The following is a 14765-nucleotide window of genomic DNA, read 5'->3' as shown; positions in this document are numbered from 1 at the left end:
TTTTTAAAGGGGAAAGTTTCGAAAGAAACCAGCCGGTTAAGGAAGAAAAAAGTAAGGGTTCTTACTCCGTTTCTGTCAGAATGTCAATCAAACGCTGCTCCCGTTCTCGAAAGCGGATGCAAAAGTAGGGCTTTTTAGAATACGCACCAAATATATCTTTCAATTTTTCCCAATATTTTTGAAACTTTTTCCTAACTCGCTGATTAGTAAAGATGTTGTAGAGCATAAAACAGAACAGGGAACAGGCTGATGAAAGCAAGGGACACATTATAATATATGCGCACGTGCATGCGGGCACGTAGGCGGGCGCGTAGACAATGCATACACAAGGAGTACATCCTTAGAAATGCACGCTTTTCAATAAGCCAATGGTTTATTGAAAAACAAGGAAGAACAGTTCTGAAATAACGGAAAGGTAAACGCTGGCGTCAACGGAAGTAAGAAACAAAAATATAAAGAACTATTCGTACCACGGCAGTGGTACTTAATTACCTCACCTGTGTTCTTTGCATACAACAGCCGTGGTACGAAAAGAACACGGGCGGGGTAAGATTAGTTTGCCGCATATCCATCTCCTTCAAAGAACTGTATGGCATGTACAGTCAGGCATGGCCTTTCCTTGCTTAGAGCCGTGATGAGACTTGACCTATAAGCTTTATCAACAGACCAGATCACTCGTGCGGCCGGACATCATTGGCCATGCAGGACGCCAATCACTATAAAACCGTCAGAGTCCATGCCTATACGCCAGTGGCCTGTATCAACGGCCGGGGTTTGTATAAGTTAAAGGGGAAACAGGTATTATGTTAAATGTTAACGGAAATATCACGCAGCTAAAGCATGTTATAAAAAGAAAGGATTGCTCCCAAAAGTTTGGAGAATACGGACAAAGAAGTATCTTTGCAGTGTGTTTTTCATAGTATTAGATTTAAGGTTAACAAAAAAAGATTGGCTGTCTGGGAGAGATAGCCTTTTTTTATGAGAAAAAGTCAAAGAAAGCAACAGAGGAAAAGCCGCAACAACAGAGTAGTAGTAAAAGAAGAAGAAGAAAACAAACAAAAGCGGAAAAAGCAAAAAAGAACCCCTTCACTTCCGAGAGACCCGGAAAAGCGAAGGGGTGAGAGAATAAAAACGAGAGAGAGTATGTAAAACTACTATTGATTAATCTCTTCCGCCGCCAAGCGCCTGATACAAATTAATAATTCCCTGTATTTCATCAAAGCGATCGGCTACCTGCGTCAGCTGCGCAGACAGCAAAGACTGCTGCGCGGTGAGAACTTCCAGATAAGTGGAAGTACCGTGCTGCATCAGAAGCTGTGTGCTGCGAACGGCATTTTCCAAAGAAGTAATCTGTCCGGTACGCAACTCCGTCTTGCCGCGTGCGGTCTGCACCTGCGTAAGAGCGTTATTCACCTCACTGCCCGCATTGAGCAAAGCCTGCTGAAAGGCGAGCTTCGCCTCTTCCTGCTGGGCTTTGGCTATCTTCAGTTGTGCAATGTTCAAGCCTTTATTAAACAGAGGTTGCGTCAATGCCCCCACAGCGGAAAGCAATAACTTGCCGGGATTGATAATCATATTCCCGGCAGAGTTTGTCCAGCCTGCCGTACCGCTCAACGTGATGGACGGATAAAACGCAGAACGTGCCGCATTGGTACTGTAAAAGGCAGACGCCAAAGAAAGTTCCGCACTCTTTACGTCCGGACGACGGGAAAGGAGCTGCAAAGGCACCCCTACCGTCAACTCTTCGGGAAAGTCCTGCCCGGCAAGGTGACCGCGCTCTATCCCGCCCGGCACTTCTCCGAGAAGAATGGAAAGACTGTTCTCCACTTCCTTAATCTGCTGCTTCAAGTCCAGCAAAGAAGCCTCAACCTGACGGCAGTTGGCTTCGGACTGGGAGACGGACGCTTCATTCGTCATACCGGCAGCCATCATGGCACGCATGGTACGTACGCTTTCGCGCCAGTTGACGGCGGTTTCCTCGGAAATACGGTATTGCTCGTCGAGCATCAGCAAGGTATAATAAAGATTGGCGACATTGGCTATCAGGGAAGTACTGACAGCTTGTTCGTACTCCAGGCTCTGAAGATAGAGAGCTTTGGAACGGCGTTTGGCATTCGTCAGCTTACCGAAAATGTCGATTTCCCAACTGGCGGAAGCGATACCGGTATAAGTCCATGAGCCTTTCGACTTGTCGAAACTACTGACACCGCCCTGGGGAGTGAGCATAAACGAGGGCAGATAAGCCAACTTCGCCGAAGAAAGAGTAGCCTCGGCTTCCTTGATACGCTGTTGGGCTGAAAGCAAATCGGTATTACTCTGCAAAGCGTGTTCGATGAGCGTTTGCAGATGTGAATCGGTGAACAACTCACGCCAGGACAAGGATGCGATAGAGGCAGTATCAACGGCAACGGCCTCTTCATTCAAATCCTGTCCGTATAGCCCATCGGTATTGATATCGGAAGGGCGTTCATAGGTGGTATAGATACCGCAACTGCTCAGTAACAGGCAGGAGACGGATAAAGTTATGAGTTTTATCTTCATTGTTATGGTCTTAATATTATCATTTATGCGCATCTTCTATCTCGTGCTTGCTCACTTCCATTTCCTCCTCAATCTGCCAATCCTGCGTCTGTACGGCCTGTGCGGGACGGAGACGCTCTTGCAGCCATTGGAAGGTGACGAACAGGGCGGGAACAATAAAAAGCAATGCCAGCGTACCGATTACCATACCGCCCACAGCTCCCGTACCGAGCGAACGGTTACCGTTGGCACCCACACCGGTGGCCACCATCAGCGGCAGCAAACCGAATATCATGGTGAGCGCGGTCATGAGGATAGGACGCAAACGGGCTTTGGCGGCGCTGACAGCCGAAGCGATAAGCCCCATACCCGCCTTGCGGCGCTCGGCAGCATACTCCGTCAGCAAGATAGCGGTCTTGGCAAGCAAACCGATCAGCATAATCAAACCCGTCTGCAGGTAGATGTTATTCTCCAATCCCATCAGCTTGGCGAACAGGAAGCTGCCCATCAAACCTACCGGAACGGCGAAGATTACGGCAAACGGCACGATAAAACTCTCATAGAGCGCACTCAGAATAAGGTAAATCATCAGGATACAGATACCGAAGATGATAACCGTGGTGCCGCTCTGCTGGCTTTCCTCACGGGTGATGCCGCCAAAGTCGTAACCGTAACCTTTGGGAAGCGCCTCCGCCGCAGTCTCCTGTACGGCACGGATAGCGTCACCCGTACTGTATCCCTCGGCAGGCATGGCATTCACCGCAATGGAGTTGAACATATTGAAACGGCTCAACGACTCCGCGCCATACGAACGTGTCAGTGAAACGAACTGGCTCAAAGGCGCCATCTCGCCATTGGACATACGCACAAAAGCATTGTCGAGCGACGCCTCGTCCATACGGAATTTCGGGTCGGCCTGTATCATTACCTTGTACACCTTGGAGAAACGGTTGAAGTTGGATACATACTGCCCGCCATAGTAACCGGAGAGCGTAGCCAGCACCTGGTCGGGCGTAATGCCCGCACGCTTGCATTTGGAAGCGTCCACCTGCACCGTCCACTGCGGATAGCGCACATCGAACGTAGAGTAGGCCATGGAGATTTCGGGACGCTGGTTCAGCACGCCCAGATATTGCTGGGTGGTCCGGAAGAAGGTATTGATATCGCCCCCCTGCTTGTCTTGTATGTTCAGGTCGAGAGCGTTACCCATACCGTAACCCGGAATCATACCCGGAGCAATGGCAAAAACGGTTGCATCCTTGATGTCCGCCGTACGGGCATAAATCTGGTTGATAACAGCCTGTACCTGGTCTTCATCGTCCGTACGCTCATCCCACGGCTTCAGCTTGAGGATAATCATACCGAAGGAGTTGCCCTGCCCGGACAACAGACCGTAACCCGCCACTTTCTGCAAGTGCAGTTTCTGCGGAATACCTTCCAAGCGTTGCTCGATACGGTCCATTATGTCGTTGGTGGTTTTCAGGGAACTGCCCGGCGCGGTGCTCACATTGACAAACAGCACTCCCTGGTCTTCATCGGGAACCAGACCCGTCTTGGTGGTATTCATCAGGAACACCAGCAATACAACGGAACATGCCAGCAGCGACCATGACAGCCAGCGGCGTTTGATGAACAGCAGCACAATCTTCTTATACTTCTCCACAAGAATGTCGAACGCGGCATTGAACGCTTTACGGAAACGGGCGGCAAAATTCTGCTTCTGCGTACCGTCCTCATTGATATACGGCTTCAGCAACAAAGCGCAAAGAGCCGGACTCAGGGTAAGGGCATTCACCGCCGAGATACCTACCGCCACCGCCATTGTCAAACCGAACTGCGTATAGAACGTACCGGACGTGCCGCCCATGAACGACACCGGAATAAATACGGCCATGAACACCAGAGAGGATGTGATAACGGCATTCGAGATACCTTTCATCGCATCGATACTTGCCATATAAGAGGACTTATACCCCACGTCGAAACGTGCCTGCACCGCCTCTACCACAACGATGGCATCGTCCACCACCGTACCGATAACCAGAACCAGCGCGAACAACGTAATCAGGTTGATGCTGAAACCCGCCACCGACATGAAAGCGAACGTGCCTATCAGTGACACGATGATACCCACCAACGGAATCAGCGTGGAACGGATGTCCTGCAAGAAAACATATACCACCAGAATAACCAGAAGAATAGCCTCAATCAATGTCTTTACCACCTCGTGAATGGACGCGAACAGGAAGTCGTTGCTGGACATCATCTGAGTAAGCTCCACCCCTTTCGGCAAATCCTTGCTCACTTCTTCCAACAGCTCGTCAATCTGCCTGTTTACCTCCGTCGCATTGGAACCCGCCGTCTGGAATATCATGCAAGAGATACCTGCATGACCGTCCATGGTACCTTTATAAGCATAACTGTCCTTGCCCAGCTCCACGTCGGCGATATCTTTCAGCTTCAGCACCTCGCCGTCTTCCGTAGAACGGATAACGATATCGCCAAACTCTTCGGGGGTGATGAGACGTCCCGTATATTTCATCGTGTATTGGTAGGTCTCGTCGGAATTCTCGCCGAACGAACCCGTGGCCGACTCGATATTCTGCTCCGCCAGTACCGCCGTCACATCCGAAGGTATCAGCTTGTACTGCGCCATGATATCGGGTTTCATCCAGATGCGCATACTGTAATCACCGCCCATAATCATCATATCGCCCACGCCGGAGATACGGAGAATCTGCGGTTTCAGGTTGATACTGATATAGTTGGCAAGGAAGTTCTCGTCGTAAGAGTCATCGGGGCTGTGCAGGGAGAACATCTGCAAGATACTGGTCTGCCGCTTGCTGGTGGTTACGCCCACCTGCGTTACTTCGGCGGGGAGCTGTCCCGTAGCCTTGGAAACACGGTTCTGCACGTTGACCGCCGCCATATCGGGGTCCGTACCTTGTTTGAAGTAAACGGTAATGGACACCGTACCCGCATTACTGGCGGTAGAAGTCATGTAAGTCATGTCTTCCACACCGTTTATAGCCTCTTCCAACGGAGCGATTACACTCTTCTGAAGAGTTTCGGCGCTTGCACCGTAGTAGGTGGTGCTCACCATGATGGTAGGCGGCGCAATATCCGGATATTGCTCCACAGGGAGCGTAAACAAACCGATGATGCCCAGAATGACAATCGTGATGGAGATGACCGCCGAAAGAACCGGGCGTTCTATAAATGTTCTAAGATTCATAAGATTATCCCTCCTTTACCTGTTGATTATCCGATGCCGGCTTAGCCACGACAGGCGTACCCTCGCGCAGCAGTCCCACACCTTCGACGACAATCACGTCGCCTACCTGCAAACCGTTCTCTACGATATATTCCTGTCCGCCGTTGACGCGCGTCACCTGTACGGGAGCGGACTGCGCCTTGCCGTCCACAACCTTGTAGACGAACACCTTATCCTGCAATTCGTAGGTGGCCGCCTGCGGAATAACGATACAGTCCTCTTTCTTTAGGGGAACAATGACATTACCCGAACCGCCGCTCGTAAGCAATCCGTCCTTATTGGGAAAGACGGCGCGCAGGCTTACCGTACCCGTGGAAGTGTCGATTACACCGCTTATCGTTTCTATCTTTCCTTCCTGAGGATAGGTGGAACGGTCGTTCAGTTGCAGGCTGACGGCGGGCATCTCCGCCAAAGCCCTGTCTTTGGAACCGTACCGGCGGGTAAGTTCCAGCATCTGGTTCTCCGTCATGGAGAAGTAAACGTACATATCGGAATTGTCCGAAACGGTTGTCAGCGGCTTCGGCATACCGGAGCTGACCAGCGTTCCCACCCGATAGGGCAATGTGCCGACCACTCCGTCGGCAGGACTTTTCACCTCTGTATACGAAAGGTTGTTGGCGGCGTTTATCCGCTGGGCTTCCGCCTGCGCCAACTGCGCTTTGGCACTCAGCAAACTGTTATGGGATGTCTTCAAATCGAACTCGGAAACAACCTTCTGGGCATAGAGTTCCCGCTTGCTGTCGTATGTCAGTTGGGAAGTCGCCACACCGGCCTTTGCCGCCTCCACATTAGCCTCGGCAGTACGCAGAGCCGCTATATACGGCACTTGGTCGATGATAAACAATATCTGTCCCTTGCGCACAGCCTGCCCTTCTTCCACACAAAGCCGGGTGAGCGTTCCCGACACCTGCGGGTAAATGTCGATGTCCTGTCGTCCGCGGATAGCCGCCGAATAAGTTGTTTGCAATTCTTTGTCGGATGTAGTGATATCCATCACCTGATATTCCGACCGGGTTTGTACGGCAGGAGCGTTGCCGCAGGCTGCCAATGTTGCACTGCAGATGACGGTTATCATCTGTTTCATCATACTCTTTTTTGTTGTCATACTCTTTTTATCTTAAAAGTGATTTACTGATAACTTTGAAAGTCGGGGGCAAAGGTATGCCGTTTCTGAACAAAAACTCAGTTCATAGGACGTACGCGATTGTTCAAATTCGGAACAGGCTATTTAATAAACCAAAAAGAACCGGTACATTTGCCGACGTAAATCAACGACTATCAGAAAAGATGAATCCACTATTGACAACCCAAGCAGAACCGTTCAGAGCCGGAACGGACAATCTGGAGTTTTTTTACAAACGCCTCATCAAATTGCCCAATGGAGCGCTTATGTTTTGCATCAGCGGAGAGGCGGATATCACGATTGATTTGGAACGCTACCACATCGTTCCCAATACAAACATAATGATATTACCCAACTCCATCTTCTCCCTCACATCGGCGAGTAAGGACTTCCGGATACACTATTTCGCCTATTCGGACGAGATGTTCAAGGCTGCCTGCTTCCGCCTCGACCCGCCGTTTATCCACTTTCTGAAGGAGAATGCCTGCTATACTCATACGGAAAAAGAAGCCTTGCGTTCCATAACGGGACTTATTGAAGCCAGTAATGCAATTTACAAAGATTCCGCCAACCGTTTTCAACAAACCATCGCTCAAAACCTGCTCCAGATATTCTTTTTGGATACGTACGACAAGGTGCAACGGCTCTTTACACAGGAACAGATAGAGGGAAGCAACCGGAAAGATGAATTGTTCAAAAAGTTCATTAATCTGGTACATACACATTGCGTCACCCAGAGGGACGTCGCGTTTTATGCCGAACAACTCTGCATATCCACCCGGTATCTCTCCGCCATCACCAAAGAAATGGGAAAGACAACCGCCAAAGAAATCATAGACGACTTTCTTATACTGGAACTCAAAGTGGCTTTGCAGTCCACCGGACTGTCGCTGAAAGAGATAGCCGAAAAATACCGTTTCCCCGATCAGTCATTCTTCGGGCGATTCTTCAAGAAACACACAGGCATGTCGCCCAAGGCGTTCCGGGCCAAAAAGGCATGATGAAGAAAAGCGTGGCTGAGTTCCGTCCATAAGTGTTTTTTCCATATATTTGTGGGAAACTTATTAAAAACCAATCAAATCTATGATGACAAAACTTAACCACGTACTCCTTGCAGGCGTCGTAGCCCTGGCATGCACTTCGTGCCGGGCGGAGAAAGAAGCCGATTACCAAGTAATTCCTCTCCCCCAAGAGGTCAGTCTGACGCAGGAAAAGCCGTTCCTATTAAGCAAAAGCGTTTCCATCACCTACCCCGAAGGCAATGCCTTGCTGAAACGCAATGCGGAATTTCTGTCCGGATACATCCGTCAATCCACCGGATATGCGCCCCGGGTAAAAGCCTTGAAAGAGGGCGAAACGGTGAAGAACGCGATCGGCTTAGGCCTCGACGCGGACATTGCCGGCAAAGAAGGCTATACGCTGACAACAACTTCCGAAGGCATCCGAATCAACGGCCGGACAGAGAACGGCGTATTCTACGGCTGCCAGACATTACGGAAATCCATCCCCGCCGCAGCGCAGGGAGCCGATATCTCGATACCGGCAGGCAACATCAAAGACGAACCCCGCTTTGCATACCGCGGCATGCATCTCGACGTATGCCGGCACTTCTTCCCTCTCGAATTCGTAAAAGAGTATATCGACCTGCTGGCGCTGCACAACATGAATACCTTCCACTGGCACCTGACGGACGACCAGGGCTGGCGAATCGAAATAAAGAAATATCCGAAGCTGACGGAAATCGGCTCCATGCGCAACCGCACCGTCATCGGCAAAGCAAGAAGCGGGGAATACGACAACACCCCGTACGGCGGCTTCTATACGCAGGAACAAGCCAAAGAGATTGTGAAGTACGCGCAAGAGCGTTACATCACCGTGATTCCCGAAGTAGACCTGCCCGGACACATGCTTGCCGCCTTAGCCGCCTACCCCGATATGGGATGTACGGGCGGACCGTACGAAGTATCTCCCGACTGGGGCATCTTTGAGGATGTATTATGCATCGGCAACGAAAAGACCATGCAGTTCCTCGAAGACGTAATGGCGGAAATCACCGAAATATTCCCTTCCAGGTTTGTACATATCGGCGGAGACGAAGCTCCCCGTTCCCGCTGGGCGAAGTGTCCCAAATGTCAGGCGCGCATCCAAGCGGAAGGCTTGAAAGCAGACAAACGGCATACGGCCGAAGACCGCCTGCAAAGCTACTGCATGACACGTATCGAAAAGTTCCTCAACAGCAAAGGACGGCAGATTATCGGCTGGGATGAGATTTTGGAAGGTGACGTGGCGCCGAACGCCACCGTTATGTCCTGGCGCGGCACATCCGGCGGCATCAAAGCCGCCCGGTTGGGACACGACGTGATTATGACGCCCAACGTATATTGCTACTTCGACTATTTCCAAACCGCCGATACCAAAGACGAACCCCTCGGCATAGGAGGTTACGTACCGGTGGAGAAAGTGTACAGCCTCGACCCTACCGCCTCGCTCACCGACGAACAGGCCAAGCATATCCTCGGCGCACAGGCCAACCTGTGGACGGAATACATCGCCACAACGGAGCATGTAGAGTATATGGTACTGCCGCGTATGGCCGCCCTTGCCGAAGTGCAGTGGACGCAGCCCGAAAAGAAAGATTACGCCGACTTCACCAGACGCCTGCCTCGCCTCATGGAGCTATATCAACGGGACGGCATGAACTACGCCAAACATATATTCGACATCCAGGCCAAATTCACCACGACCCAAGAGGAAACCGAAGAGGGTAACGGAGCCGTAGTGGCCACATTGCGCACCATCGACAACGCCCCCGCCTACTATACTTTGGACGGCACCGAACCCACCACAGCCTCGCAGCGGTACAACGGAACCGGAATAGCGATCCGGCAATCCGCCGACCTGCGTGCCGTCGCCATCCGTCCCGAAGGGAGAAGCAAGGTGATAGCAAGAAGCATCAATTTCAATAAAGCCACTTTCCGGCCGATTGAGTTAACAGGCACGCAGCCCGCCCCGAAATATGCCTTTAAGGGTGCCGCCACTCTGGTAGACGGCATGAGCGGCAACGACAACTATGCCACGGGCGACTGGATTGGCTTTATAGACGGAGATGTGACGGCCGTCATCGACCTCGGCTCACCGACCGGAAATGCAACTGCCGGGAACACTGCCGGATTACCGGAAATAAAACGTGTCGCTACCCATGCCGTAGTAGATATGAGCGCCTGGATTGCAGGATGTACGGGGTTGACGGTATCAGTGTCGGACGATAATAAGAGTTTCCGTGAAGTGGCAAGCAAAGACTTCCCGGCCGAAACGGACAGCCGCAAGAAAGCGGTGGAGAGCTACGGGATTACCTTTGAACCCGTAAAAGCACGCTATGTCAAGGTACTGATTAAGCGTACGCCCGCCCTGCCCAAAGGACATCCGGGAGAAGGAAAAATACCGTTCCTGTTCATTGATGAAATCGTAGTGGAATAAGAGGAAGGCATCCAAACAGTTTCTCAATAATGAGAATCGGAAGTTAATAATGAAGTAACCTAAGGCTGAAAGCCTTTTATCATATAGCCCGGGGTAACACCCCGGGTATAAATGTTCCCGGTATTCTGCGCCCTGTAAGGGCAGAATCATTGAATATTAGCCTTTTGCCCTTACAGGGCGCAATATTAATGGTATTCACATACCCGGGGTGTTACCCCGGGCTATATGATAAAAGCCTTTCAGGCTTAGGTTTTGTCAGGTCGGATGAATCATCAAATCTGCTTAATTAACCAATCTGATGAGTTACCCTATCAGATGAGTTCCCTATCAGATGAATTTTCAAATCAGACTTCTGAGAAAACCTGACAAAAAGAATCAAAACAGTTACTCAAGTAAGCGGGTTTTAGTTTCTGCACTTCTCAGAACTGGAAGTAAATGAACGGTTGTATCTCCGAACTCTTCATCTGAATAACCAGATAGACCATGGCAACCAGCAGCAACGCCTTCCCTACCAACGGCAGACGAACCACCGCCTTGCTGCAAGCATGCTCCCAACTGTCCGGAACGAAATGCAGGAAGAAACCGAGCCCCATCAATGCAAACACTTCCCAATACCCCTCCACCAGCTGCGGGAAAAGTCCGGGACGGAAAGTAGTGAATATCTGCCTCAGCATATCCAGCGAAGTGGAGAAATCGGCATTGCGGAAGAATATCCAACAGAAGCAAACGAAGTGGAACGTGATAACGGTGCCGAAGAAACGGCGGATGCCATGACTGCGTTCGCCTTTCTTCCTGCCGGTAATGCCCATCCAGAACTTATGGGCTGCCAGAGCAACACCATGCAACATGCCCCAAAAGACGAAATTCCAGGAAGCCCCATGCCACAAACCGCCCAGGAACATGGTGATAATAAGGTTGGCGTACTGGCGTATCTTACCTTTACGGTTGCCGCCCAGAGAGATATAGAGATAATCGCGCAGCCAACTGGAAAGCGAAATATGCCAACGACGCCAAAACTCCGTAATGGATGCCGACTTATAAGGCGAATCGAAGTTCATATTGAAGTGGAAGCCCAGCAGCAAGGCAATGCCGATAGCCATATCGCTGTACCCGGAGAAATCGCAATAGATTTGGAGCGCATAGCCGTAAACGCCCATAAGATTTTCCACGCCCGAATACAAAGTCGGATTATCGAAGATGCGCTCCACAAAGTTGATGCTGATATAGTCCGAGATAACCGCTTTCTTGAACAGTCCGCTTACAATCAAGAAGACGCCCCTGCCGAACATCTCTCCGGAAACGAACAGCGGACGGCGGATTTGCGGGATAAAGTCGCGTGCGCGCACGATAGGCCCTGCCACCAACTGCGGGAAGAAAGATACGTAGAACGCATAGTCCAGCAGATTGGTGAGGGGCGTTATCTCCTTGCGATACACATCAATCGTGTAACTCAGCGACTGGAAAGTGAAGAATGATATGCCCACGGGAAGGAATATGTCCATGGCGGTAAACGTGCCGCCCGTCAGCGAAGCAAAGAAGTCGCCCAGGAAATTCGTATATTTAAAGTAACACAGCAATCCCAGATTGATTGTCAAACTAAGGAAAACCCATGTTTTACGCAGCCAACGCGCAGTGGCATGCGCCATAAGGCGGGCTATGAGGAAGTCGCTCACTGTAACGATGGCGAGCAGAAAGAAATACGTACCGCTGCTTTTATAATAGAAGTAGTAAGAAAACAGGGTTACGAACATCAGGCGGGCGGTGGTACGATGCTGCAAAAGCAGGTAGAACACGATAAAGGCGGCAAACAGCCACAGGAAAATACCGCTGCTGAATATCATCGGCGCGTGCGGGTCGTACACGAGCAAGTCGTGCAGGCGGGTAAGGTCTATATTCAGTTTGTTCGGAAGTTCGCTAATATTCCACATCGGTCGGTTTACGGCTTAATGAGTTAAAATACATTCACTGGCTGCAATAGTCATTATACGCTTTCAGCAAGGCGCGATAGAACATTTCGCCCTGCAATACATACCCTTCCGGGAGATAATGCACATGGTCGGGACGCATCAGTCCCGCTTCCCGCCAATTGAGGCAGGCCCGGCGGACACCGCCGAAAGCCTCGTACATATCCCACACGGCCAGTCCGTTGGCATCGGCAAAGCGGCGGATGGTCTGCACGGCAACAGAGGTGCGGGGATTAATCTTATAAGTACGTCTGCGACGTCGCTGACGGAAACTCTCGTACGAACCGGGCGGGGTAGTCATCAGCATCGGGATGCCGGGCAGCCTGTCACGAAGCATGCGCACCAGTTCGTCCATCTGCCGGTAGTGCAGCATGGAGCTGTATCGCCGGTTGTGGCTCTCGTTCGTTCCAAAGGAGAGAATGACGAGGTCGGGACGCAGCGCGGCGATATCCGCCACACGCTCCGGACGGGTAAAGGTTACGCAAAAGGCACCGTTTATTCCCACGTCCGTATAAGACAATGCGCCGAATGTTTGCTGAAGCCGCCCGCCCGTGGTTTCGGGAAAGATATGGCCGCGGATATGGCTGTCGCCCACATGTACAATACGTATCGTATCGGTAGCGATGCCCAGACGGAGCATGCGCAGCTTCTCCCAAAAGGGTTTCAGAATGCCGACACTGTCTATCAGCTCGTTCCCGCCCAGTTGCCGAAAGGCTGCGGGCAGGGCGATGAGAGGAACGGGCAGGGTATCCGTACGCTGTCCGCAGACCATAAGCGTGTCGCAATCAAACGCCGTTTCCTGAAGCCGGGGACAACCCGGAAGCGCATCTTGGGCACAGGCTCGCCGCAGCGGCAGAAAAAGCAAAGTCAACACCACGCAGCAAACAGCAAATCGTAAGTCGCCCGATCGTAAATACCTTTTATGGTTCCGCTTCATAGGCACGCCTCCTGTCGTATTGTTCTTTACCGTAAATCAACGCCTCATAAAGCAATCCGGCCAGATGCCTGCCGCCACGGAAGTTGATATGCGTATAATCGTAATTGGCCAAAGAGGGCTTGGCATGTACCATATCCGCCATACTGCCCTCGCCGCCCATCGCCTCGAACATATTCCAGAAGGCCACTCCGCTGTCGGCGGCCAGGTTCTGCTGGTAACGGACTAAGTTCTTGATACCGGGCATGGTACGCAGGTCGCCTTCTTCGGTTTTATACTCGCGGTCGCCCACGCTGACGATGAGGATACCCGCTTGCGGAAAAGCGTTCTTCAGGTGGGCAATGGTGGTTGCCATGCCGTCGCGGTAGCGGTCGTAGTTCCGTCCGCGTTCCGTTGCGACATTCAGTCCATACTGAAGGATTATCAAATCATAAGGACGCTGCTCGTTGAATTCGCGCATCATCCATACGGGTACGGAGCGCAAAGACAGGCCGGAGCTGCCGCGGAGCGAGAAGTTATCCACAATAATTCCTTGCGTGCCGTCCATGGCCAGTCCGTAGAATAAGGTGGAATCGGCGCTTTCCACTTTCCAGCGTACAGAACCGATGTGTCCCGTCACATCCATTTCACGGAGTTCGCCCGTGGGCGGGAATGTTTCGGTCTGCGGCTCTCCCTTGTTGACGGACGCCGAGAGGGTGACTTCGCCTTTATTATAAAAGAAGATGGAAGCGTGTTCGCAGGTATCGAGCCGGGATGCGTAGTTCTTCTGTCCGCGAAGTTCCACGTAGGCGCCGGGATGCGGAATGAAATAGTGTCCCGAAATGCCCTGTTTACTACGGTCGAAGAATACGGAATCCATGACGGAATGGCTCTGCCAGCCGCTGAAGTTGTGCCGCACCGTGGGACGGTAGCCGTTGGTCATGGAAGTAATCGTGACGAAGCCTACCCCGCATCCGCCATAACGTTCCTGCAACATGGCGCGCAGGTCGGCCGTAAGGATATCCGCCTCGATGAAAGAATCTCCGAAGTAGGCGACGCGTACCAGGCGGGGATGGGTCGCCAGCTCGTCCAACGCACGATAAAAAGGTGTCATGCCGCGCAGGGTGGAGTCGCTGTAATCTTCAATGCAGGTCATGCCGCTTCGACAGGTGTCTACAAAGGCCGGCTTCACTGTCGGGGGTGGCGGCAGCAGACTGTCGGGCTCGCTCACGACTTCCGGCACGGGACGCACATCGCCAAGTATGTCTACCCGCCTCAACACATAACGCCCTATCGTGGCTCCCGGCAACAGGCTCATCAGCAAAAGCAAGGCCACCACAATAAGCATCAACCAACCTGTATGTTTCAAAACGCTCTTTTCCATAACCAATCCGGGCGCAAAGATAGAGAATCGGATGAAAATAAATATCTTCCCGCAAAAAAGAATTATCCTCACGGGAAATATCTTTTTCCCATGAGGATAACTGCCGTTCA

General features: G+C 51.5%; 8 protein-coding genes. 2 read left to right on the top strand and 6 right to left on the bottom strand.

The window, feature by feature from the left end; genetic code table 11:
• Positions 1–1161 precede the first annotated feature (1161 nt).
• Genes BUB52_RS11555 through BUB52_RS11545 form a run of 3 tightly spaced genes read right to left on the bottom strand, consistent with a single transcriptional unit; the run spans position 1162 to position 6899 of the window.
• Complete coding sequence (locus BUB52_RS11555; protein ID WP_039950880.1) at positions 1162–2541, bottom strand: TolC family protein; 1380 nt, start codon at positions 2539–2541, stop codon at positions 1162–1164.
• Positions 2542–2560: 19 nt separating this feature from the next.
• Positions 2561–5755: an efflux RND transporter permease subunit gene (locus BUB52_RS11550; protein WP_009122294.1), complete on the bottom strand. Its 3195-nt coding sequence runs from the start codon at positions 5753–5755 to the stop codon at positions 2561–2563.
• A gap of 4 nt (positions 5756–5759) precedes the next feature.
• Positions 5760–6899 (bottom strand): efflux RND transporter periplasmic adaptor subunit, encoded by a 1140-nt coding sequence (locus tag BUB52_RS11545; RefSeq protein WP_009122293.1) that lies wholly within the window; start codon positions 6897–6899, stop codon positions 5760–5762.
• 182 nt (positions 6900–7081) lie between these two features.
• Between BUB52_RS11545 and BUB52_RS11540 the strand changes: the two genes are divergently transcribed.
• Positions 7082–7918 carry a helix-turn-helix domain-containing protein gene (locus BUB52_RS11540; RefSeq protein WP_039950826.1) on the top strand — a complete coding sequence of 279 codons (837 nt, stop codon included), beginning with the start codon at positions 7082–7084 and terminating at the stop codon, positions 7916–7918.
• Positions 7919–8003: 85 nt separating this feature from the next.
• The gene (locus BUB52_RS11535; protein WP_073212661.1) at positions 8004–10394 is read left to right on the top strand and encodes a glycoside hydrolase family 20 protein; all 2391 of its coding nucleotides are present in this window, start codon (positions 8004–8006) and stop codon (positions 10392–10394) included.
• Between the two features lie 419 nt (positions 10395–10813).
• Here BUB52_RS11535 and BUB52_RS11530 read toward each other — a convergent pair whose 3' ends face one another.
• The 3 genes from BUB52_RS11530 to BUB52_RS11520 are packed head-to-tail and all read right to left on the bottom strand — an operon-like array spanning position 10814 to position 14655.
• Entirely contained in the window at positions 10814–12322 is a 1509-nt protein-coding gene (locus BUB52_RS11530) for an MBOAT family O-acyltransferase (protein ID WP_039950824.1), read from the bottom strand.
• Between the two features lie 34 nt (positions 12323–12356).
• Entirely contained in the window at positions 12357–13295 is a 939-nt protein-coding gene (locus BUB52_RS11525; protein ID WP_174263180.1) for an SGNH/GDSL hydrolase family protein, read from the bottom strand.
• A complete protein-coding gene (locus BUB52_RS11520) occupies positions 13279–14655 on the bottom strand; it encodes an SGNH/GDSL hydrolase family protein (protein ID WP_039950821.1) in 1377 nt (458 codons plus the stop codon). The genes BUB52_RS11525 and BUB52_RS11520 overlap by 17 nt, the downstream gene beginning before the upstream one ends.
• Positions 14656–14765: the final 110 nt, after the last annotated feature.

This window comes from Bacteroides clarus YIT 12056 (genome assembly GCF_900129655.1).
GTDB classification, from domain to species: Bacteria; Bacteroidota; Bacteroidia; order Bacteroidales; family Bacteroidaceae; genus Bacteroides; species Bacteroides clarus.
Note: the sequence above shows the minus strand (reverse complement) of the source record. Positions and strands in the feature narration are given on the sequence as shown.